At 38.9% G+C, this 24,414-nt stretch carries 16 protein-coding genes and 1 riboswitch; of the genes, 6 read left to right on the top strand and 10 right to left on the bottom strand.

Annotated elements, in window-relative coordinates; translation table 11 throughout:
- Window positions 1-1,154, top strand: a 1,154-nt coding sequence (locus tag SVZ03_17050; protein MDY6935912.1) for a choice-of-anchor X domain-containing protein, incomplete at its 5' end; no start/stop codon positions are given.
- 37 nt (window positions 1,155-1,191) lie between these two features.
- Here SVZ03_17050 and SVZ03_17055 read toward each other — a convergent pair.
- The 3 genes from SVZ03_17055 to SVZ03_17065 form a co-directional block, all read right to left on the bottom strand.
- Complete coding sequence (locus SVZ03_17055; protein MDY6935913.1) at window positions 1,192-2,751, bottom strand: carboxyl transferase domain-containing protein; 1,560 nt, start codon at window positions 2,749-2,751, stop codon at window positions 1,192-1,194.
- A gap of 19 nt (window positions 2,752-2,770) precedes the next feature.
- Window positions 2,771-4,321 carry a carboxyl transferase domain-containing protein gene (locus SVZ03_17060; GenBank protein MDY6935914.1) on the bottom strand — a complete coding sequence of 517 codons (1,551 nt, stop codon included), beginning with the start codon at window positions 4,319-4,321 and terminating at the stop codon, window positions 2,771-2,773.
- Between the two features lie 158 nt (window positions 4,322-4,479).
- The gene (locus SVZ03_17065; protein MDY6935915.1) at window positions 4,480-5,577 is read right to left on the bottom strand and encodes a nitronate monooxygenase; all 1,098 of its coding nucleotides are present in this window, start codon (window positions 5,575-5,577) and stop codon (window positions 4,480-4,482) included.
- 569 nt (window positions 5,578-6,146) lie between these two features.
- On the opposite strand from SVZ03_17065, the gene SVZ03_17070 reads away from it, so the two are divergent.
- The 4 genes from SVZ03_17070 to SVZ03_17085 all read left to right on the top strand — a co-directional run bounded on the left by SVZ03_17070 (window position 6,147) and on the right by SVZ03_17085 (window position 10,988).
- Window positions 6,147-7,325, top strand: a complete 1,179-nt coding sequence (locus SVZ03_17070; GenBank protein ID MDY6935916.1) for an NAD(P)/FAD-dependent oxidoreductase — start codon at window positions 6,147-6,149, stop codon at window positions 7,323-7,325.
- Between the two features lie 204 nt (window positions 7,326-7,529).
- Window positions 7,530-8,414, top strand: a complete 885-nt coding sequence (locus SVZ03_17075) for an ABC transporter ATP-binding protein (protein MDY6935917.1) — start codon at window positions 7,530-7,532, stop codon at window positions 8,412-8,414.
- A gap of 7 nt (window positions 8,415-8,421) precedes the next feature.
- A complete protein-coding gene (locus SVZ03_17080) occupies window positions 8,422-9,432 on the top strand; it encodes an ABC transporter permease (GenBank protein ID MDY6935918.1) in 1,011 nt (336 codons plus the stop codon).
- Window positions 9,433-9,716: 284 nt separating this feature from the next.
- Window positions 9,717-10,988, top strand: a complete 1,272-nt coding sequence (locus SVZ03_17085) for an MFS transporter (GenBank protein ID MDY6935919.1) — start codon at window positions 9,717-9,719, stop codon at window positions 10,986-10,988.
- Between the two features lie 76 nt (window positions 10,989-11,064).
- On the opposite strand, the gene cobT is transcribed toward SVZ03_17085, so the two are convergent.
- From cobT to SVZ03_17115, 6 genes are all read right to left on the bottom strand, one after another.
- Complete coding sequence (gene cobT / locus SVZ03_17090; GenBank protein MDY6935920.1) at window positions 11,065-12,126, bottom strand: nicotinate-nucleotide--dimethylbenzimidazole phosphoribosyltransferase; 1,062 nt, start codon at window positions 12,124-12,126, stop codon at window positions 11,065-11,067.
- Window positions 12,123-12,653 (bottom strand): bifunctional adenosylcobinamide kinase/adenosylcobinamide-phosphate guanylyltransferase, encoded by a 531-nt coding sequence (gene cobU, locus SVZ03_17095; GenBank protein MDY6935921.1) that lies wholly within the window; start codon window positions 12,651-12,653, stop codon window positions 12,123-12,125. Before cobU ends, cobT begins: the two co-directional genes overlap by 4 nt.
- 12 nt (window positions 12,654-12,665) lie before the next feature.
- Window positions 12,666-13,430, bottom strand: coding sequence for a cobamide remodeling phosphodiesterase CbiR (gene cbiR, locus SVZ03_17100; protein MDY6935922.1), 765 nt, complete (start codon window positions 13,428-13,430; stop codon window positions 12,666-12,668).
- Window positions 13,431-13,534: 104 nt separating this feature from the next.
- Window positions 13,535-13,753, bottom strand: a riboswitch (cobalamin riboswitch).
- 349 nt (window positions 13,754-14,102) lie between these two features.
- Complete coding sequence (locus tag SVZ03_17105) at window positions 14,103-16,328, bottom strand: SBBP repeat-containing protein (protein MDY6935923.1); 2,226 nt, start codon at window positions 16,326-16,328, stop codon at window positions 14,103-14,105.
- A gap of 808 nt (window positions 16,329-17,136) precedes the next feature.
- Window positions 17,137-18,216, bottom strand: a complete 1,080-nt coding sequence (locus SVZ03_17110) for an AI-2E family transporter (GenBank protein MDY6935924.1) — start codon at window positions 18,214-18,216, stop codon at window positions 17,137-17,139.
- Between the two features lie 67 nt (window positions 18,217-18,283).
- Entirely contained in the window at window positions 18,284-18,445 is a 162-nt protein-coding gene (locus tag SVZ03_17115) for a hypothetical protein (protein MDY6935925.1), read from the bottom strand.
- Window positions 18,446-18,762: 317 nt separating this feature from the next.
- On the opposite strand from SVZ03_17115, the gene SVZ03_17120 reads away from it, so the two are divergent.
- Window positions 18,763-19,542 carry an amidohydrolase family protein gene (locus SVZ03_17120; GenBank protein MDY6935926.1) on the top strand — a complete coding sequence of 260 codons (780 nt, stop codon included), beginning with the start codon at window positions 18,763-18,765 and terminating at the stop codon, window positions 19,540-19,542.
- Between the two features lie 335 nt (window positions 19,543-19,877).
- Here the strand turns inward: SVZ03_17120 and SVZ03_17125 are convergent, their stop codons facing one another.
- Window positions 19,878-24,305, bottom strand: coding sequence for an Ig-like domain-containing protein (locus SVZ03_17125; protein ID MDY6935927.1), 4,428 nt, complete (start codon window positions 24,303-24,305; stop codon window positions 19,878-19,880).
- Between the last annotated feature and the right edge of the window lie 109 nt (window positions 24,306-24,414).

Genomic DNA, 24,414 nt, shown 5'->3' on the forward strand with positions numbered 1-24,414 from the left:
ATAGCGCTGAATATTACGCAAGAGATCCTAAACTCGGTCCAAGGGTTCTGGAAGTAACTGTGACGCCAGACGATATACCTCCGGATGGAGCTACAGAAGTGCTTTTTACAGCCCGCATAACCGATCCTGACGATAATGTTACAAGTGTGGTAATAGACCTGTCAACCGTTGGCGGGGATCCTGGGCAGGCTATGTATGATGATGGAAGTCATGGAGATGTAACTCCAGGTGATAAGATATACAGCTATGAGACTTTACTTATTGATGAAACCGGACACTGGACCATAACTGTTACTGCAACTGATGAAGACAGCCAGACTGGTTCAGGAGATATTGAAGTAATGACAGTAAACTCAGGTTGGTCTGTGATTGATGATAATGAGGCTGACTTTGTGGGTTATTGGGCAGGTGGCGGAGAATCAACTGGTTATAACAACTCATATATTACATATCATGAATCAGGAGACGGCTCCAGCATTGCAAAATTTACACCAGCTATTATGCAGTCCGGCAATTATAATGTGTATGCCTGGTGGACCTCGCATAATAATCGTGGAAACGATGTTCCTTTTACTATCAAGCACAGCGGGGGTTCGGATACAATTAGTGTGAATCAGCGAGTGAATGGCTCCAAATTTATGCTTCTCGGTACATACTATTTTGTATCACAACCAGCTTATGAACCGATAATAGTAGACAACGAGGATGCTCTCGTTATTGGCGATTGGCCAACTTCATCCGGCAATACCTATGAATATGGCAAGGATATTCTCTACCATGAGTCAGGATTTGGACTCAACACTGTAACCTTCACCCCAAACCTGCCAGAATCAGGTAATTATGATATTTATGCCTGGTGGACAACGCACAGCAACCGCGCCACTGATGTTCCCTATACAATAAACTACAGCGGAGGATCCGATGTCGTTGTCATGAATCAGGAGAGAGGCGGAGGAGCATGGATATATCTCGGCACATACTATTTTAATGCAGGCACTGGTGGTTCAGTTATGATTTCCGATGATGCGAATGAATATATCATAGCTGATGCTGTAAAGTGGCAGTTATCATCTCAAAAGCAGTGCGTTGAGATAAGCGATGATGCTAACGGCTATATAATAACTGATGTTATTATGTGGGAACCACAAAATTAGCTACAATACAGCTAAAGCTATATAGTATTACCATGCTCTATGTTGGGGGTGTCCCATGCATCTTTGCCCTCTTAGGTAATTGCTCATGCTTATCATTTGTAATCGTGAGAGCCTCTATAATCTTTTTCCTGGTGTCCTTTGGATTGATTATTTCATCAATTACTTGAGATGTATATGTACTACCGAGATCAAAGACGTCCACCTTCTCTCTTGATCGATTAAGGTATCCCTCATAAGCATCATCCTCTATACCCTTTCCGTATACCCCCCTGTAATCGATTTCAGATGCCTCAACAGCAAAACGCGTAATAGGCCATGCATAGCACAAATCCACTCCCATGGCCTTTGTACCACCCATAATTAGGCTACCGGCATCAGAATAGGCCTCCCTTAAAATAATGCTGATTTTGGGTATGGTAGCATTAGAATATACATCCAAAATCTTGCCAAAGTGCCTTAAGAGTCCAATGGATTCCTGATCTTCACCCGGCACAAAGGGTGGCGTATCAACCAGATTTACGAGGGGGATATTATAGGCATTCAATACCTGTAAGAAACGATAGTATTTATCGCATGAATTTATTTCCAGTATGCTGCCCGGCTCTATTGGATTGTTTGCCACAAGACCCACAACCTGGCCGCCCATCCTACAAAAGCAGGTGATGATATTTTTTGCATATTCATCCTTAATTTCATAGTATTCACCATCATCCACCAACAATTTAATCACTTCATGCATGTTATATTTTTCATCAAAATTATCCGGCACGATCTTGATAAGATCACTGACCTCGCGGTTTGGATCATCAGATGTTTCCTTGACCGGCGGTTTTTCCCTATAATTTGAAGGCAGATAGCTAAGCAAAGCACGTGTCTTTTCAATTGTCTCCCTATCATTGGCGCCCACCACATCACAGGTGCCGCTATGGACCATATGATAATCCGCATTGCCCACTTCTTTATCAAATTGTTCTGATGTAGCCGCCTTGGCCTGTCTTGGACCAGCAAGCCAAAGATTGGCTGTCTCCCTGCTCATTAAAAGGAATTCGCACAGGGTAGGAGCATAAGCCTGACCAGCTATACAGGGTCCCATCAATACATTTATCTGAGGTATCAACCCGGAATATCGTGATATTAGACAGAAGTACCAGTCAATATGTGACATCATAACATCCTGATACCCTAGTCTTCCTCCTGATGAATCGAGCAGCCAAACCATTGGGATACCCCAGTTAGCTGCCATAATTATTAATTCAGCGCACTTCTGAATATGCTGCACACCCAGAGATCCCCCGATTACAGTAAAATCACTGGCATAAACTGCCACCTTTCTGCCATCAACCAAACCCGTGCCTATTATACCTCCATCGCATGGAGCATCAGCCTTTCTGCCGTCCATTCTGTGACCGGTAGTATTGACACAAGAGCCGATTTCCTTAAAGGTTCCTGGATCAAGCAAGCAGTCAATTCTCTCACGTGCCATTAATTTATTTCGACTGTGTTGTCTCTCCACATGTTTAATCCCACCACCAATTAGGTTATTCTCATGAATTTCTTGTAATCTCTGAATCGCATTGTTCATTCTTTCGCCCATCATTTCACCTCTCTTGATATAATTACGCAGGTTTAATAAAAGTCTTCTTTTTAGGCAATTCCTCCTGTTTGTTCATTGTAGCTTGAATTGCCTTTATAATCTTTGAACGAGTATCTCGAGGATCAATAGCATCATGTATCATATAATAGGATGTCCAGAACTTTGAAAGAAACATAACATTCATATGCTCCCTTATAGCGCTCACATAGGCATTATAGAGTTCATCATAATTCCCCTGCTCTCTTGCCTTATCAAGCTCCTTATGAAAAACAGCCTGGACTATCGCCTCAGGTCCTGTAGGTGCAAACTCTCCCGTAGGCCATCCGTATACAAAATCGGGATGCATTTGAGAACAACCCATTACAATATTTGCGCCTCCATAGGCCCTTCTCAATACAATTGTAATTTTTTGATTTGTTAGATGCGAATAGGAATGTAAATTTTTAGCTCCATGCCTGATTATTCCCAGTCTTTCCCATTTATCACCTGGAACATAAGCGGTTGAATCCACCATAGTAATGAGTGGTATATTAAAGGCATCCAAAAAATTTATAAAACGATCATATTTATCTGAGGAGTCAATCTCAAAAACACCGCTCATCTCTTCAGGATTGTTTGCTGCAATACCAGCGACATGTCCCCCAAATCTGGCAAAGCCTATTACCATATGAGAGGCAAAATCTTCCTTCAATTCAAAGAATTCACCATTATCCACAATCTTCTCAATTATCTCATGAATATCATATGTGTACTTCGGATCATCCGGCATAACATCAAGTAGTTCCTCATCCCGTCTCATGTGATCATCGCCAGTGTCCTTATAAGCCGGCTTTTCCCAGCAACTCTGTGGCAAATAATCGAGTAACTCCTTAGCTTTATCAATCGCATCTTCATCATCACTAGCTATCAGATCACATTGACCGCTCTTCTTCATATGAAAATCAGCCAATCCCGCCTCCTTAGACTCAATCTCTCCACCCAACCATAAAAATCCGGTCTTCTCGTTAATAATCAAGAAATCCGACAATGCAGGCAGGGAGGCTACTGTGCCTGTACAAGGGCCTAATAAAAGCATTATCCTTGGAACAACGCCGGAATAGAGACAATAATTTCTAATAAGCCGGCCCAACGCATTTAATCCGCTATCTCCACCCTTAATGCTGAATCTTTCACCAGCAGAATCCATAATTCCTATTAGCGGCATCCTTCTCAATCCTGCAATCTGGATTAACTCAGCCAGCTTCCATGCTGCCTGATCGCTGATTGAGCCGGACATTATAGTAAAATCCATGGAAAACAGCATTATAGGACGACCATTGACCTTTCCCGAGCCTATAATTACCCCATCTGCCGGGCTTGGTCTATCCTTACCGTCATAGGGCGGCCGCATATCCCTCACTAAAGACCCAATCTCCTCAAAGGTTCCATCATCGAGGAGTCGATCAATCCTCTCCCTGGCAGTGAGTTTGCCTAGCGAGTGCTGTACATCTATGCGCTCCTGTCCGCCGCCCTTAATATTTTCCAAACGATTAACTTCAAGTTTCTCTAGATACTTATCCATCCACTCACCCATGGTATATATCTCCTTTCTAATAAATTTTCAAAATAATTTCTCTCTTTCAATTAATATAATTACAACCTACACCATATAGAGTTAATGCCATATAAGTGAAATAATCCAGGTTGAAATATATCGAGCACAACAAAAATTATTTGAAATTATAGTACTGATTAATTTGTTTGAACAAATCGAGGAATAGATGAGATGAGTTCCTCAGCCTCTCTTTCAATTCTATCCAGCAATTCTTTTATTGGTGGAATATCATCCACTCTACCTGCAGCCTCGCCTCCGAAAAAAAGCGCCTTCTCATCATCATCTCCTAATAGAGCTGACATGCCCTTTGATTCAAATTCAAAAATTTCAGGATCAAGTGTATCATCCGGCTCGCCAATAAATAACTGAGGTGTATTTTTTATGGTAAGCTCAGTTAATTCAACCGAAGCATTATTCTTCAAGTATCTCAATGGGCCCACAAAACCCCTTGAGGCAATTGTATCCATCTCACTACTCTTTAATACCCTATCTTTCCATATCTGAACAAAATCACTTTCCTCAGTAGCTATAAATCGAGTCCCCATTTGAACACCGCAAGCACCTAAGACAAGAGCCGCCACCAGGGTTGTGCCGTCACAAAATCCCCCAGCACCTATAACTGGAATATCCACAGCCCTGACTATTGCTGGCAGCAGCACCATGCTATGAACTGGTTGCCAAGCAGTATGCCCACCAGCTTCATGCCCTGATGCGATTACAGCATCAACACCGGCTTTTTGGCATCTCTTGGCATGTCGCACAGAGGGCACCACATGAAACCATTTTAGTCCTGAGGGTTTTATTATATCAGCGCAGGGAATCGGGTCTCCTGCAGAGGTGATCACAACTTTTAATCTCTCTTTTAAACTTGGATTTTCATTTATCGATTCTATTGTTCCTTCAAGGACCTCTTTTGATCCTTCAAACATCTCCATTGAAACCATACAATTGATACCGAATACCCCTTTTGAGTCCCTTGTCTGCTCCTCCACATTGTGAATTAGCTTCTTAATCATTTTACGGGGATTATCGATTTCTTCATTGACTTTATCTGAAGAACCTTCTGCCCCAGGCATTCCAAATGATTCTGCAAGGATCCCGCTTGTGCTTATTATTCCAAGTATTCCAGCATTAGCTGCTGCAATTGACAATTTCTCAGTTTTCCATGGCCCCATACCAGCCTGTATAATAGGATATTTTATTCCAAGCATATCGCATAGTTCTGTTTTAATCATTATCCATACCTCCTTCCTCTTATCTTCATTTCTTAGAAATGAAAAATTTTATTTAAGAAACTGGGTTATAAAGCAATCCCTGATGAGTTCAGGAGATTGATTCACTTCATTCACTATGACAAAACATATCAATATGATATTGACCATCCAATTAGTTATTTATTCAATATACTAATTATGAACATTGAAAAAATCTATACATATTACTCAATATGTTTTATTATATTTTGATAGAGCGTAATATGTTTAAAACCCTATTGACTCAACCCTTTTGACCCAAAATAGCAATCCCTATTCTGATTGTAAAGACTTTTATATTTTACATACCAATATTGAATGTTACTTCACCATGGTTTATAATTACAATGCATCACCCGCGATTCAACGTAAAGAGCAGCCGATTTTTTTTATTCACTTGTAATGAGCAATAATTATTAAAAATTTTAAGGATGAAACTATATTATTGTGTTGTCAATATAAATCGATTCTGACTTTTAAGATAACAGGCATTCGAGGTTATCACTATCTTAGAAAGAGGCCTTAACTCATTAATATAATTAGAAAGGAAAATGCTGAATAGACGAATAGCAATTGTTGGAGCTGGTGTAGCAGGAACGCGTCTTGCATATCTTTTAGCTCGACATGGAATAAAGACTCAGCTCTTTGATCATAAGGCGCCATGGGAAAAGCCTTGTGGTGGTGGACTGACTGCTAAGGTATTTAACGATTTCACTGATATCAATAGATGGGACTTGAATGGTCGAGCAAACTATAAAATGTCAGTAATTACCCCCTTTGGAAGACGAATAGTAATGACTATAGACAATCCAATAGTTACTGTATCAAGAATGAGACTTGGAAATATCCTTCTTGATGAGGCTATAAGAGCAGGGGTCAAGTTTTTGCCATATCGTGTAAAAGCTATTCAGCGAAGGGATGATAAAATCATACTTCATACAGCAGATAAGGAGTATGAGGCTGACTTTGTTGTCGGGGCTGACGGAATTCACAGCATTGTAAGGAAGACTTTTGCATCTCCCTTATCACGGGATGACTACTTCATGGCTTACGGAGCCCTTCTGCGGGAGGAAGTACAGATGCCCATTGTCATCAAGTTTTATAAGGGCTATAATGGCTATGCATGGATATTTCCTCGTTTCAGAGAAACATCTGTTGGGATAGTGCTTGGGAAAAATACAGACCGTGCAATAATGCTAACAGAACTCCAAAGCTTTGTAAATAAGGAATGGTCATTGTCAGGTCTTACACCTCCATCTATTGATAAACCCTATGCAAGAGCTATTCCATCAATGAGAAGAGAGACCTTCCTGCAAGCCATTCAATGCGGGGGAGACTGGGCGCTTCTTGGCGACGCCTCTGGAGCAGCTGACCCTCTCACAGGAGAGGGCCTCTACTATGCTTTTAGGACAGCAGAAATACTTACTAAAGCAATAGTCTCGAACGACATTGATTCATATAATTGGGAATGGAATAAAATGGCAGATATATCAATTGGAAAAGTGAGCAAGGTGGTTGACCTTTTTTATGATTCAAGAACCCTTCGAATTATGGGATTCATTATGGATTACAGTCAAACTGCAAGGGAATTGATAGGTGAAATTATTAGCGGAATTCAAGGCTATGATACGTTAAGATCACGCATGAAGGATGAAGCCTTTCAATATGTTAAAGAAACTATATGGAATCTGTTAGCCTTTAAAAGAAGTAAACAAGTCAATGGGGGATAGGTCTTATTGCATTGTTATTAATTGTATCAGAAAAAAATAGATTACTTTTGGGGATTACCGTACATCCCTCCTTTGCCCCAAGGTAAGATTATTTCAGAAGTATCATTGAGTTGTTTCACATCAATATAATTATCTTCGTTTTGTATTGACTTCCTGATGATGGTAAGCTAACATCGTCTAACAAAAATTCAGGACTCGCTATTCATGTCAGTAATTTTAGAGGTTGTACAATTAAAAAAGTACTATCAAAATGTTAAAGCGGTTGACGACATCAGCTTTTCCATCGAACAGGGAATCTGTTTTGGGTTATTAGGACCAAATGGAGCGGGAAAGACCACTACAATTGAGATTATTGAGGGCATTATTTCACCCACATCAGGAGAGGTGCTTTACAAAGGAAAACAAATTAACAGCCGTTTTCGTCAAGATGCAGGCATTCTGTTCCAGTCCACAGCGCTGATGGACTTCATAACAGGAAGGGAGGTGCTACAACTATTTTCAAGCTTTTACAAGCGGACTCAACCTATTGAGGAATTAGCAGACATGTGTCACCTGCATGATTTTCTTGATCGCTATGCAACAAAATTATCAGGCGGTCAACGACAACGCCTCATGCTTTCGCTAGCCATGATAAATGACCCAGAAATTATATTTCTTGATGAACCAACCACAGGTTTAGATCCACAAGCTAGGCGCAATTTCTGGAAGTTAGTGGAATCAATAAAAGCCAAAGGGAAAACCATAGTCTTAACTACACACTATATGGAGGAGGCGGAAATATTGTGCGATAATCTTGCAATAATGGACGAGGGCAAAATTATCACACAGGGATCACCTCAACAACTTCTACGGGAAAACTTTGATAATATGTCAGTCCATTTGGATAGAAGCGATTTTAACATCGATCCCGGCTCTTGGCCGGAGCCTGTAACTTTCATTGAGAACAATGTTGAGATTCATACCAATGATATTGACCAAACCATCCAGCGACTTCTGGATAATAATATTAATCTCAATAGTCTTCAGGTTAAATCCTATACCCTGGAGGATCTTTTTATCAAACTTACGGGACATCAACTTAAAACCTGAAAATGAAATGAAAAAATTATTAGCTGTTTTAATTGCTCGAAATAAGGAATTTTATAGAGATAAATCATCTTTAGGTTGGTCTATCGCATTTCCAGCACTCATAATCTTAGGATTTGCATTTGTGTTTTCAGATGACAATGATTATGTCTATAAAGTTGGAGTATATAAAACAGAAAAAAATGAAATAAAAGCCCAGGATTTCTTAAACATTGAATATATCCAATTTATAGAATTCACAAATCTGGAAAAGGCAATTGACAAGATACGCTACCATCAGATCGATCTTTTAATTGCATCCGGGACTCCGACCCGTTACTGGATCAACAAGGACTCTAAAAATGGTTACTTTCTAGAGCGTATCCTTATGTCATACTCCAATAATAACTTCATCAAGCAAAGCGTGTCAGGAAGAGAAGTGCGATACGTTGATTGGGTTATCCCTGGAGTATTGGGGATGAATATGATGTTCAATTGCCTCTTTGGTGTGGGATATGTAATTGTACAATACAGGAGCAAAGGGATATTGAAACGATTAAAGGCCACACCACTGCATGCATTCCAATTCCTTAGCGCTCATGTAGCCTCACGCTTAATAATCACCCTATGCATCACATCGTTTATTTTTATTGCCTGTTATTTCACAATTGACTTCGTTATGCGAGGCTCCTTTTTGAATCTGATGATTGTAGCAATTATTGGCGCGATTTCTCTCATCTCCATTGGACTTTTAGCAGCCTGCCGTACAACTAGTCAGGAGCTATCCAATGGCATATTAAATCTCATCAGCATGCCTATGATGTTTTTATCTGGAGTATGGTTCTCACTTGAGGGCAGCCCGTCGGTTATAATAATAATTTCCAAATTTCTGCCACTAACTCATCTGATTAATGCTGCAAGAGAGATCATGATTGATGGGGCTACCTTAATGCAGGTCGCTGATCATATCCTCATACTTGCGACAATGAGCGCTATATTCTTGATTATTTCACCACTTCTATTCCGCTGGGATAAACCTTGATTTGAAAAGATAAGTATAACGAATATAAATAATACTATAAAAATGCTCATTTATAATAAAAATCCTTTGCTATTTTTATGTATACTTCTATGGTCGTCCCTATGGATTCAACTGGTCTTATTTTATTATCTCATCATTACGAAAATGGATTTGAAGTTACATTTACCCCTCTTTTCTGTGCAATTATTCAGACCTTAAATATCTGATTATAAACACATTTGGGAATGATCTTATGATGATTGAGATCGAAATACATAAATTATTGTAAGTGGAGGTATAGTTGAATGGTTTCATCAATTGAAAAATTTTATGGCTGGAAGGCGTTGACTGGAGCAATGCTGGTCTACTTCTGTGGTTGTGCATGTTGTTTTTATTCAATAGGCGTTTTCATCCCATTATTATATGAGGAGTTAAACTCGAGCCTGGCTGTAGTAGCAGGAGTTATCACAATGTTCATGGTGCTTATGGGACTGGTTGGCCCCTTGATTGGCATCTCTATCGACAAATTCGGTGCAAGAAAAAACATAATTTACGGTAATCTTGTCTCTGCTTTAGGCTTAGCTGGAATGTACTTCATCAACCAAGCCTGGCAACTATATCTACTATTTGGAGTTATCGTTGCCTTGGGTCAGGGATTTGGAATGTTTGTACCTGCCACAACCCTAGCCAATAACTGGTTCATTAAGAAAAGATCATTAGCTGTTGCTCTGATCGTCGCCTCAGGATCAATAGGTGGCTTTGTCGGCCCCTCTGTGACTAGAATTTTTATTTCTAACCTAGGATGGAGGTTATCCTGGGTCTGCTTAAGTGGTATTTTAGTGGTTATATCTGTAATAATCGGAGGAATGCTTATAAGAAACAGGCCTGAGGATTTGGGTCAAGCACCTGATGGCAAGACTGATGAAGATGCACAGGAATCCGAGTCGACTGATGTGCCTTCAACAAGGGTATATCAGACTCCGGTTGACTGGGAAACGGGAGACGCCCTGCGTACTCCGGTTATATGGATGTTAGTGGCAGCTTTTATTACTCATATGTTCGCGCTGAATACTATGATAGGCCATTTAGTATTCTACTTGGAAAAGGACTTAGGTTTTACTAAGGCATTAGCCGCCTTTGTATTTGGTCTAATTCCTGGGATGAGTATTGTTGGCAGGCTGAGTATGGGTTTTTTGGCCATGAGATATGAGTTGAGATATATTGTTTCCATCTGCCTAGGCTTGATGGTAGTCGGGATGAGTATTCTTATGACAAACACATCCCTAAGCATGATCTATGTATTCGCTGTACTCTTTGGTATCAGCTATGGAGCAATTATCCCAGCCCTTCCCTCATTCATTGGAGCATATTATGGACGCGAAAATTTTGCCAAAATTTTAGGCTGGCTCTTGCCCATTACCACTATTTTCGGGGCATCCTCAGCTCCATTGGCAGGAATGGCTCGCGAGGCTTCAGGTAGTTATATACCTTGGTTCACATTTGTGGCTATCCTCCTTGCGGGAGGTGGAGTACTGGCCTTTATGGCTCGACCTCCTAAACCGAATAAAATAACCTAGAATCTGCAAAGATCGGGTATTAGAGGGTTCGTAATTTAAATACTATTTCTCATGTATTTATGAAAAAATAATTATGTCAATTCTTCTCTTTGGAAACACCTGCATCTTCAAATGTTGTCATCTCATTAAGTATCTTTACCCCGGTTTCGATGAAGCTGATGGCAAGACATGCCCCCGTGCCCTCCCCCAATCTCATCTTGAGGTTGAACATAGGCTCAATGCCCATCCAATTTAAAGCAACGCTATGACCTATTTCAACAGAATTATGGCTGCCAAAAATATACTCCTTTGATATTGGCGAAATCGTTGTAGCAATAAGGGCTGCGCAAGTTGTAATGAAGCCGTCTAATACAACAGGTATATTATGTGCAACAGCCCCTAATATGATGCCAGCAAGCCCCCCGATCTCATATCCTCCAACCTTTGATAAAACATCTATTGGATCCTTTGGATCAGGATTATTAATCTCAATCGACCTCTTTATTACATCTATTTTTATTTCCAAATGTTCATCATCAATTCCAGTGCCCCTTCCAGTGACATCCACAACATCCGCCCCTGTGATGCAGCTACATATAGCGCTTGAGGAGGTTGTATTTGCAATCCCCATATCCCCTATACCAATAATATCAACCTTATTCTTTTTCAACTCCGCTTCAATGAGATTAATACCACCCTCAATTGATTTGATAGCATCATCCCTTTTCATAGCCGGACCCTTTGTCATATTATCCGTGCCATATCCAATTTTCTTTACAACTAAACCTGGCTCCTCTCTTAAATCTGAAGCAACCCCCATATCAACAACTACAACACGTGCTCCAATGTGTTTGGAAATCACATTTACACCGGCCCCGCCCTGTAAAAAATTATACACCATCTGTTCTGTTACCTCCTTGGGAAAGAGGCTAACCCCTTCTTCAGCAACGCCATGATCTCCTGCAATAGTAAAAATTACCTTATTGGGGATTGTAGGGCTTAGTGTGCCGGTGATGCAGACGATTTTTTTGGCAAATTCTTCAAGCCGACCTAAACTGCCCTGGGGCTTTGTCAGGTTATCCAATTTGCTTTGCGCCTTATTCATTAAGTCATAATTTATTGGTTTTATACATTTAACAACATCATCAAGAGCTTTCAATTTGTTCCTCCTTTGATCTGTAAAGGTATTGCTGATATCATAAAATAGGCTTCATCTGAGCCTGATGCTACGATTTGATTGCAGAAACCGGCAATATCTCTAAAATCCCTGCTAAGTTTATTGTCCGGTACTAAACCCAAGCCAACCTCATTTGTAACAATTATAACAGTAGATTTGCCCTTCTTTATTATCCTGACTATTTCTCTAACCTCACTTTTGATTTTCTCCTCCTCCTTCCCCTCCACTAACATAGCTGACACAAAGAGGGTTAGGCAATCCAGAATGATTACTATATCGGACTCGACCTCCTTCCTAAGCACAGAGGCTAATCCCTTATTGGCTTCAATAGTCCTCCATGAACTTGGTCTTTCCTGCTTATGTAACCTAACCCTTCTCTTCATCTCTTCGTCTTGTGGAATGCATGTAGCGAGAAAGAGCTTGTCCCTCTCTATGGATTTAGCAATTTCCAACGCAAAGGAACTTTTACCGCTTCTCGCGCCGCCAGTTATAAATATAAGCTTTGCCATTTTATTCCTTCTTTATAACAGTTCTTCAATGATTGAAATGGATTCTTCAAAATTACTTTCTGAAAAAATCTCCAGGGTCAATATCCCATCATAATTATTACAATTTAATATATTCCAAATTTTTTTGAGCAACTTCCTATCCATATACCTCAGGGATTGATGATCCCTGTCTCTATAAACACCATGCAGATGAATTACCTTAGTTTTATTTAAATATTTGTTTAAATGCTTCTCTACATCAGCCCCTGCTACTATCAAATGGCCAACATCTATGCATATAGAAAGATTATTATCAGCTATAATATCTTCTATGTACCAAAAGGGATAATTGATATTTTCAATTCCTATCTCACTATTCTTGCATACTGTTTTATTGAGTATTGACTGTAATGAATCGCTTATTCTCTTCTGCCAAGCATCAATTCTAATCTCTTCTATATCCATTAAATTAAGGTGTAAAACATAACAATGAGGTTGAAGATAATATAGGTGATTTATCAGTGTAACGACCTTATCAATTGAACTCTCCCTCAATAAATCCCTGTTGCTCCCTAAATGCAAATCAACAGGCAGATGAGGAGTATATGTAAGATCGCTATCCCTGCTAATCTGCAACAACTCCTTCATGTTCTCAACTGAGGGAATATCAGCCTCATCATTTACCTCAAAGAAAAGCAGTTCAATATCATTTACCCTGTCTTTTAATCTATGCACATTAGGAATGATTTCATCAGGATAAATGTATGAAGTGGTTCCTATTCTAAAGGGTAATTCCATATTCTATTAATATAAAAAAATCCTTAAAGTCCTTCATTGGACGATAAGGATTCTACTTCCGGGTAAACATCATCCTTACCTCGAGAATGAAATGCTCTACAAACACTCACCTCTTCATAATAGGCAGGTCTTCTGGCTTCCGGATCACCCTACTCTCCACGCCTTCCCACTCAACTTGTCTGCTCAAATCAAAGCAGGGTGATGAACAGTGGCTTCTTGTGGATTTGGTCCCCGGTTACAGCGGCGAGTCCGCTCCTGTGTCTAACAGGATTCCCTTTTCATCCTGAATTCAAATTCAGGACACCTATTATAAACTGAATCTTGTACAAATTATAGTGAGACCATTTATAATTCAAGCTTTTTTCTATATTTGAAAACCTTTTAACGACTAAATTTAAATTAAATCCATACATCTGTAAGGGTCTATGAATATGAGATCTCTATACTACATGAGATAGCAATGAACCTCCCTGCTGTTCTTAAAGAGGATGCATAAAACCCTTTGGAATAAGCAATATTTAAATCAAGAAAAATGGAAGATAATCTAATCAAAATCCGGCAAGAACCTCGTCAGTATAGATTAATTAAGAAAGGGGCTGTCTATAAATTCTAGCCTATAGACAGCCCCATTAACTATACTCCATAAGAGTCAATAATTTTACTTATAAACAATTAGTTCCTATCACCGAGTGAGTTATACCTAATTGTAAAGATATCCATGCCGCCCTCATTGGTCTGTCCACCGAGGTCACCTTCGGTATATCCTGTCACATAGATATTACTATAAGCATCAGCCGCTACTCCAAGTCCCTCCTCTGCATTTGCTGTACCTAATAGTCTTGTCCATTCTCTATCGCCTGTAGAAATATACTTCATAAGAAAAATATCTTTAATCCCTTGAAAGGATTCTCCATGAAGAGAATCACTTACATATCCGGTCAAATAAATATTTCCATCCAATTCAACAGCCACCCCACAACCACTATCATCATTTCCATTTCCACTCAGCCTTGTCCATTCCTCATTAAACAATATATCACACTTAATAAGAAAAATATCAGAGTTTGAGCCACCAGAATGAGGTTCGCCATTAAGATCACCCTCAGTATACCCAGTCACATAGACATTATCATTTACATCAACTACTATTCCACTACCCTCATCATTATACATTGTGCCAAACATCTGTTTACCTTGCTGAATACCTGCCTTATCATAATTGACTATACAAATATCTCTACCACCAATATTTTGTAAAGGTCCGCCACTATCAAGATCACCTTCTGTATATCCTGTTATACATATATTATCACTTCCATTAACGGCTACTGCAATGCCTTCTTCATTTGCTGATGTGCCAAATTGTCTAATCCAACCAAAAGATCCATCTTCAATAAACTTAGCGAGAAAAATATCTTTATTTCCATAAGAACCTCCATCCAAATCACCCAATGTGTACCCTGTCACATAAACCTCAATGTCTTCGATTTGAGGACGAACCGTCACTCCAAGTCCTTCTTCATTTGCTGATGTGCCAAATTGTCTAATCCATATTGTGTTGCCATTGCTATCATACTTAACCAGAAAGATATCCGTACCCCCATAATAGCTTTCAGATCCTACCCCATCCAGGTCCTCACAGGTGTATCCTGTCACATAGATATTATCATTGGCATCAACAGCTACTGCTTTCCCTTCATCATCATTTGATGTACCCAATTGCTCTATCCATTCTATTGAACCAAAAATATTATATTTTACAAGAATTATATCCCTTGATCCAAAAGAGCCATTCAAATCACCATCTGTATAACCTGTTACATATATACTGCCCTCAGAATCAACCGCTATCCCATTCCCAGAATCATTGCTTATTGTACCCAGCAATTTCGTCCCGAAATTACTTACAATTACCTCTGTATCATCATCTGTTTGATAATCACCTGAATTATCATAGGCTATTGCCATGATGCTATAATAATCATTGCTATACCCTATTGTATTCCAGCCATATTCATATGGCGTTTCCTTATCCTCTCCAACCATTGTCCCATCTATATAAAATTCAACCCTATCAATTCCGTCAGGATCAGAAGCATCAGCTATGATCGTTACCATACCGTTTAAAATATCATCGTCTATAGGATTAGTGATATTTATTGATGGGAGTGTTATAAGTCTTTTACCAGTAAATATTCCCCCCCTCTTAGAAGGATCTATTGGATCCCAAGAATTGATTGAGTTCCCTGTTGCATCTTGCACATTGCTGACTGTGAGTAAATATTCCGTTTCCTCCTGGGAGGAAGTAGTTAAGTCTACTACATTATCGAAAACCAACTGCGCTTCTGAAATTGCTAAAGAGACATCGAGATTATCACTTAGAGTAATTAAATAATTATCTGGATTCTCAGCGCTATTGGGATCCGCAATCGGATCCCCACCAACAACATCTTCGGAAAATGTAACCCTTACAACTGTATTAGATGTTGACGCTACATTCTCAACTTCAGGCAAGGCATCGCCTATGAACTCCATAGAATTTGGCGGCACAATTGTTTTTCCTCTAATACTCTGAACATTGTTTACTGTAAGCAAGTATTCTTCATCTATCTGAGAATCAACCTCTAATTCTACCACCGCTCCTGAAATCTGCGAAGCTCCAATTATATCTAAAAAAACATTTTCATCATTTACTAAAGTGATTGTATAATTATCAACATTTTCAACGCTTATATGGTTCATATCTTCTGAAAACGAAACCCTAACCCCATCATTCGAGATTGATGTTGTTTCAGTTAAATAGGGTGAACTGCCATTACCCCATAAATTGTACTGATCGCATGCACTAAAATTTGTAACTAACAATAAAACTAATATGCTGAATAAACTTCTCTTCATCACATACCTCCTTGTAATAAACTATTATTATTAAAGAAAGTATTTATCATTTATATTCTCACTTTTGAAATGTTAATAATGAATCACTATTAAAATCTTTATAAGATAATAAAAAAAATCAGCAAAGTCAACAAAGATAATATTTTTTTCAAAAAAAATAGGGTAATTTTTTAAAAAAATTGAAAAATATGGGATATCTCTCAATTTTTCGAGTAGGGGTGAACAAACCTTCACCCCTACTCCAATCTGAATTCCAGAATCCTTCTACGAATAAAGAACTGACTTTCTTCTCATGTACACTAATCACATATATTGATTATATTATTAGTGTACTTCTATTATTTATTATATCATACATAGTATTTATCTCAAGCTAAATTAACATATTACCTAAATTATAACTTTATAATAAATTCAGAACATTACTCAATTAAAGAATGTAAAGGATAGTAGACGGAGGATAAAGGTAAAAAATATATAACAGAAGTAACGACTCAGCTAATGTCATCCCCCTGTATTCACAGGGGCAAGCTCTGCGAATACAGGAATTTTATATGTTTACAAAAACCTACTAATAATTGCTTTAGATTCCGGCATTCCGCTACGCTACAGCCAGAATAACATATTTTAGACACACCCAACTCATCTCCTGTATACATTTTTAATTAAATAGTGTATATTGGGAAAAATACATGAGTAGTTATTAACAAAAAATCTTTTTGTATTGTTTATCTCAGTATCTCTTTAATCCACAAATTTGCATTTTTTCAAAATAAAGAGGGTTAATGTCATGAAAGGATGGGGTTGTTTACTCACTGCTGTCATCATACACATTCAACAGTTTGTATATCTCCCATAGCGAGTAAAAGAGTACGAGTAAAATAGGTCCAATTATTAAACCAGGCAGATTAAATGCCTGAATACTCCCGAGTAGCAAAAAGAAGAATAACAAAGGGTGAAAATTCAGCGTAGTACCGAAAAACTTTGGTTTAAAAAGATTCTCCAGTGTAATATACCAGAATAGACACCATGTTCCCATTAATATAGCATATAGGTACTCACCTATTACTAAAAGATAGACGCAAGCAGGTATCCAAACAAAAGCAGTGCTCACAATTGGAATCAAAGAAAACACTGCAGCAATGCTTCCCGCTAAAAGGGACATCCCAATTCCAAATAGATAAAAGGCTAATCCTACTGCCAGTCCCTGTAGAAACATTACCAACATATTTCCAGCAATAAGAATCTTGATTACCTGCTTTAATCTCTCAATAATGTCTTTTTCAATATCTTCAGGAAAGGGTAATATACTATATAATGATTCTTCAAGTCTGTAACCATCCTTGAATAAAAAAAATAGAATAAGAAGCATAAAAAAAATGTTAATTGATAACCTTATTGAAAAGGTTAAAACAGTTGTTATATTAGAAAATATTTGTAGAGAGGATTTCTGTAAAAAGTTTATCACTTCTTGTAATATTCTGCTCTCTTCAATATTAAAAAAAGAAAAAATGGTTTTAGTGATATCGCTTTTTTTTATAAAATCATTAATGAAGGCAATATTAATTTTTTGATGAAGGAACAGATAAAATTCATAAAACTGATCAGCCAATGAAAGCATGATGAAAAAGAGAGGTATAAGAACAATCATAAAGAGGAAAATGGTTACGAGCAGGGAGCCTATGAGTCTATTTTTTATATATTTTGTTACCCAATCATAAACTGGTCTTAAGGCGATATAAAATATGCATGCAAAGATAAACGGCCAAAAGAATACACGATAAATATATATTAATGAAAATGTTACGATGAAGAATATAATAAGGAAGAGTATTGTTAATTTCTTATTCTGTTTTAAAGTAGTAAAAGAATCCCTTTTTTCTATCATATTTTAGTATTTGTACATAAATATCATATAAATCAACAATTTCGATTAATCATTACACCAGTTCTCCCTATTTAGTCAAGTAATTTGATAATTCCGTAGCGATTTTCCTAATTGCATGATCCAAATAAACCTCATCAGAGATTTTTTTCCTGTACTCCTGGATTTTTGAGGAGTTTGCAATCTTTTCACGTTTTACCTCACGCTCCTCCATGTTCATGAGATTTTTCATAAGCTTACCTCTTCCAAAGTCTGGTGTTCATCCTTGAACAGACTCTTTAACCTAATAAATCAATCGGAAGAATTGATAATGTACCTTAATATTCTTTTCTAAAATAGGTACAGTTACAACCCAAACTACTTAAATAAAAATTAATGATTGAAATATTTTTTTTATAATTCATAATCTCAAAGTATTGTATAACTCTCAGAGTATTATTGAATATTATAGTTCTAATGAGTAACACTTGGTTACTTATACATCGATGTTTTAGGAAATTATATGAATAATAATTTCTACTCCACCATCCAGATTAATGGGTTCAGCAAATGACAATATTTGATGGACACACTCATCTAGGATTGGGGTTTGAGCCTGATAATCTAATTGTATCCATGGAAAAATATAACATTACTCTTGCCTTAGTATCAATTATCAGTGATGACCTTGATACTAAGGCTAATAATGAGATGGTTCAACTAGCAAAGAAACATAAGCAATTAAGGGGATTGGCTTGGTGTAATCCTATAAATAAAAAAAACAGCGCCCAAGAAATTGAACATTTTTTCAGAGATGGAAAACTGATAGGCATGAAATTTCATCCCTCATTAAATATGTACAGCGTAACCGATCCTAGCGTAGAGCCATACATGGAGCTTTGTGTTCAATATGATATCCCCGCCCAGTTCCACACTCAACCAGATGAGTACTGCAATCCTAACCTTATGCTAAAATTGGCACTGAGACATCCTCAGGTAAAAATCATCATGGTGCATATGAATCTTGGGAATAAGGGGAGTGATAATGATGTTGCCATTGATGCAGCGAAAAATGCCTCAAATCTATTATTAGATACCACCTGGGTCCCATCTGAAAAGGTGATCAAGGCTGTAAAGGGGATAGGAAAGGATAGAATAATATTCGGCACTGATGCGCCTGTAGGCAATTATTATAGATTCGGAGATTATGAGCATTATGATCATTATTTCCTCTTCAATGCTATCCCTTTCCAAGAACCCCCATTTATATCCTATCTACAGAAGAGGTTGAGCCCGGATGAATATGATCATGTTATGTATCTGAATGCCAAGAGGATTTATCATCTTTGACTTTTATCATTGAACATAGTCTTCAATTTTATTAAATTTACACATGCTTAGTAAAATTAGAGTGTATCATAAAATCTAAAATTATACCTAACATTTTGTACCTGCTTAATTACTAATCATTCAATAAAATTAATTGCACCAGATTTTGCTTTAGTTAATATTTATTAGCATTGATGAAAATATATGATAATATCAAGATATGCTATATTGCGGCAATGGATTCGAGGATATTAGTAGGGGCGAACGGCCGTTCGCCCCTACTAATATAATACCCGTAATTTTAAGGAATTTTCTGCATCCACTTCCCTTCAAAAGATGCTATCATTGTATAAAATCTAATTGTTTTTTATATCATAATAGATATCAGCTCTATTATTTCTATAATCAAGCCACAGGAATAGGCCTCCAAAGGGAGTTCCTCCATCATTATAGAAAACGGATTTTATAAATAGCTCGTCATCATCAAAGGCAGTGGAAATTGCGATGAGACAACCATCCAGGTCGACATTTACAGCATGAGCATCCGCATCCCAAAGTCTGGTTCCCGCGCCATCAACAGCCTGGGCGCAGATTATATAGCCATTTTCAGGATAATACCGATCATCAATCCAACTCACAAGGGCACCATCAGAGCCATCCCCGGTTATTGAGATGTTCGACTTATAGCTGTCATTATTATGCACGTAGGTGCTAAATCCATTTATAGTAACTTGAGCCCCACCATTCCCATCAATATCGTAATGTCGGATATAAACATTTCCGGCATCATCAGCATAGGCAACTATTGGCCCATTTGCAGAATCGGTAGCCATTACAGGATCCGCCCCTGAACTTGCCGCAGATCCGGTGAAATTATCTATCCAATATTGTGTAAGATCGATATTCCTGCTGGTAATATAAATATCAGTGCCATTTTCATAAAGCACGAATACCCGGTTGTTGTTGTCAGATTTTATGTCAAGAAGATTGCCTGAACCGAGGTTAATACCACGGCTTGGCGTGCCGCCTCCATTAACAAAACCGCCAATCCCATTAATACGCTTGCCGTAAATATTTCCATCAGTTGAGTCCTCATAGATAACAAAAGCCATGCCCTGACCAGCGCTTACTACTTTTACATTTTGCAGTGTATCAGCATGTGTACAAATGCTAAAAGTGCCCTGATATATCGAACCATCCCTCAAACGCGCCAATGCTCCGTATATGTTACCAGCGCCAGCGCCTGTTCCCTCCCAGGCGAACAGAACACGGGGTTGAATTACCACGTATCTCTGACCGATTGCTGTCATAATATTCGAACTCAATGTAAGCTGCTGCCCTGCAATGACTGTCACATAGGCTTCATTACCAGTGCTATTATTATGCACTATGTCGCCGATCTCTACATTGCTGAAGTTTGAGTTAGTATCAGTAAATGGATTTCCGGAGGTTGTAACCGTGCCCGCTTCTGAGAGCCGTTCATCACTGCTGAATACAATATACTCATCCCCCACCGTATCAAAGGTGTTTTTGTTCAATGTAAGCTGTGTCGCTGAATCCACACTTACAACTACAGCGTATATCTGATCTGATATGTTATAAACAAGATCACCCTTTTCAACCCCAGCGGCAGTAAAATCTGCCTCCCCGCCGCCATCAACGAGGATATTCTGACTGGCTACATTATTTACATCGCCTGTTTCAAGAATATCTCCATTGATTACATTAGGATTAAGGTTAAGTATCTGATAAGCCTCGCCATTGCTCATTATATCAGTATCTAAATTCAATGCCCTCTGCTGCACAGGGAAAGGGCCAGTCCCAGTGTCCACCCTGGCGATGTTCGGATCGCCAGGATTATTATAGTCATCTGTATTTATTACAAGATCATTATTCAGTACCCCATCACCTGTAAAATCTCGCGCAGCGTTGTTATCAAATAACGGGATACTCGGTCGCGCTTCTGCAGTGCCCGAGACTATAGCGTCATAAAGCGTAATCCCAGTGCCATCAGCAACTGCCAAATTAGCATCCATTTCAATCTGATAAAAGCTGTCAAAATGATTTGCATTGGGGTAATGATCATCACAATATTCTCCATTATAGATCTCATATGCCTGTCCTGAAGCAGTGACAGCATAATCGACCAGCTCCAACTCAGCGCTAGATATCAATGAATTAACCATTGTATAGGTTGATGCGTTAATATATGCAATATCCCCAACCCTCACACCTGGAGCCGGCAAAGTAAAATCATCAGCAGAATCTATCAATCTATCTGAAGTTGCAGGATTCGTCCATGTGCCGGAAATATCCTGAGTCACATCACTAGGCGCAAAGATTTCATAATTATCACCGATAATGAACACCTGATCAGATACCTCAATAAAACCACCCCCAGCCCATACCTGCACATCTGTTATTATCGCATAATCACTCCCTGTTGTTGTATTTTGGATAATATCACCTGCAACCACCCCCTGAGTAGCCCATCCACCTAAAAGTCCATCATTAGCAGTATCATTGATTTGATCTCCTGCTATTCCAGTGACACTCCCTGTTAATCTTGAGGCCCCCTTTCTATCAATATCGTAATTTTGATTACTGTTTACTGAAAATATATGTTTATCAAGATTTAGCTCATCATTATCAATCTTAGTAACAACTGCACATTCACCTGTATCAGTATTCCTGATTATATCATTAGTCAAAACAGCAGCAAAAGCCCCTGCATCAATTACAATATCTGTAGAGGTGCCAGTCGTTGTACCGGATTCTATTGTACTCTTTGTAATAGCTATGGCACTTACGCCGGTATTGCTGATTATTCTGTAATTTGTGCCGTCAAACAGAATATCACCCAAACCAAGCCATCCGGGCTGAGCATAACCATGCGTTGTATAGACATATTGATTGTTTGCGCTACCCTCATAGTCATTAACGAGCGCCCCAGAATCAGTAATCAATATCCGATGATCCCTTGCTGTGTCCGTATCATTGTTTGTGTCTCCATCCGCTATGGCATAGCTATCAGTTGCATTGACTGCATCCGTCGTATTCTGCTGAATTATATGACGGAAAGACCCTGCACCCCCAATGTTTGCTATATCAGTGTTATCATGATTTGCGCTGTCCACTACAATGTCAGTAGCTGTATTTATCCCCAAAGAGGTAAAATCAACATCATAATCATATATATAATTGGCATTATCAGCAAAGACAAGTGCGGTGCCTGATGTCCTGTTGGTAATAAATCCGCCGTCAACATTGTTGTTGCCCTGATATCCCCAAACAATCGCAGCTCCGGGATTTGTGCCTGTGCCTATGTTTAATCCGTTATCCCCCTCTGCGTTGCCCCAGGCATAGCCAAGGAAGGCTCTGTTATTGCCTCCGTCATTATACACTACCTTTGCATAAATATTATTTGCGCCATCCTCCATAGTAACAATAGCATATCCTCGTCCCTCTGGAAAGGCCCTGAGATTTGTTCTGCTGTTTGTGTCAATAAGATCGCCATTTGCAGTCCATGGAGCAGTGGGCGTTGTATCATTAACAAAATAGTAGCCATAGATATTAGCGCCATTGATCCAGAATAGATAAGAAGACCCATCCAGGATGCCATCGCTATTATTATTCTGGATCACTGCAATATCCGATTTGTCACCCGCACTTGTGCTTGCTCCTGTATCGCTCGATCCATCGCCTTCAGTAACAAACGTCAATATCTGCCCTGTGACCGGATCGGTCGTTTCATATTCCGTGTCAGCAGTGACATTAAAATAATATATCGTAGACTGAGTTAGAGGGCCAGGCAGCGATACTGAATGCGTGGTCTTCATTGTCGCACCACCAGCCTCTGTCACAGCGCCAGCGCTATAATCTGTATCAGTACCATAAGCAACACTGCACTGATTAGCAGCTACAGGATAATTTGTATTGAATTTGATGACCGCGGAACTGGTATCAACATCAGTTACCCATACGGATGTAATAGCCGGTAATCCTGATCCTGTATCAGGATCGCTTTCAGTGGTGAAACTCCATGTATCATCTCCATCCTCAACAAGAGAATTGCCCGAAGTATCCTGGATGCCAGAGGTAAGGTCTACTGTGTACATAGTGTTGTAGCTCAGGGGTGTTGAAAGATTAATCCTGAATGTTTTCGCTGATATTGATGTATCTACACCGGATGCAACATTGGGCGCAATAGTACAAGTTGTTAAATTTATAGTGCTGGTTGTTATATCCTCTGTTAAGGTTACCTCTACATACCCAAGATTTACATTCACCCCGGTTGCCCCATCTGCGGGATATCTGGAGCCTGCAATAACCCTCGGCCTGTAGCTATTAGAAGTATCTAAACCCGTTGTAAATGAATAGGAATAATCCTGATCAAGAGTATATCCATCACTTGCTCTCATTCCAGAGTTTATAGTAACAGTATATGAGTTGTTAAAGGATAGCGTTCCCACATCTATAGTTACAACTCTATTATCCCCGGAATAAGCGAAGCCCACTGGCGTAATCCCTGAAATATTGCCAGCAATAGAGGAGGTATCCACTGCCTTGGAAAAGACTAAAACAATATCCACATCTACCGGAATTTCTATATCTCCATTGTCAGGATATGTCCCCTGCATCTTAAGATTCAGGGTGCCGGAGAACTCAGGATTTTCTACAAATGCGGGGCTTGGATCAACCACCGAAGCCTCATCGGAGCAGCTAACAATAAATGCAATAATGAGTATTAAGATCATTACACCCAAACGGCATATTAGATTCATATTATCACCTCAATGCGCCAAATACTAAAGATGCTACGAATTACTGTAAATTCTCAGAATTGGCAGGTGTTCTGCTATTCATTGAGAACCCACGAATTCTATAATCATT

Source organism: Spirochaetota bacterium, assembly GCA_034190085.1.
Classification (GTDB): domain Bacteria; phylum Spirochaetota; class UBA4802; order UBA4802; family JAFGDQ01; genus JAXHTS01.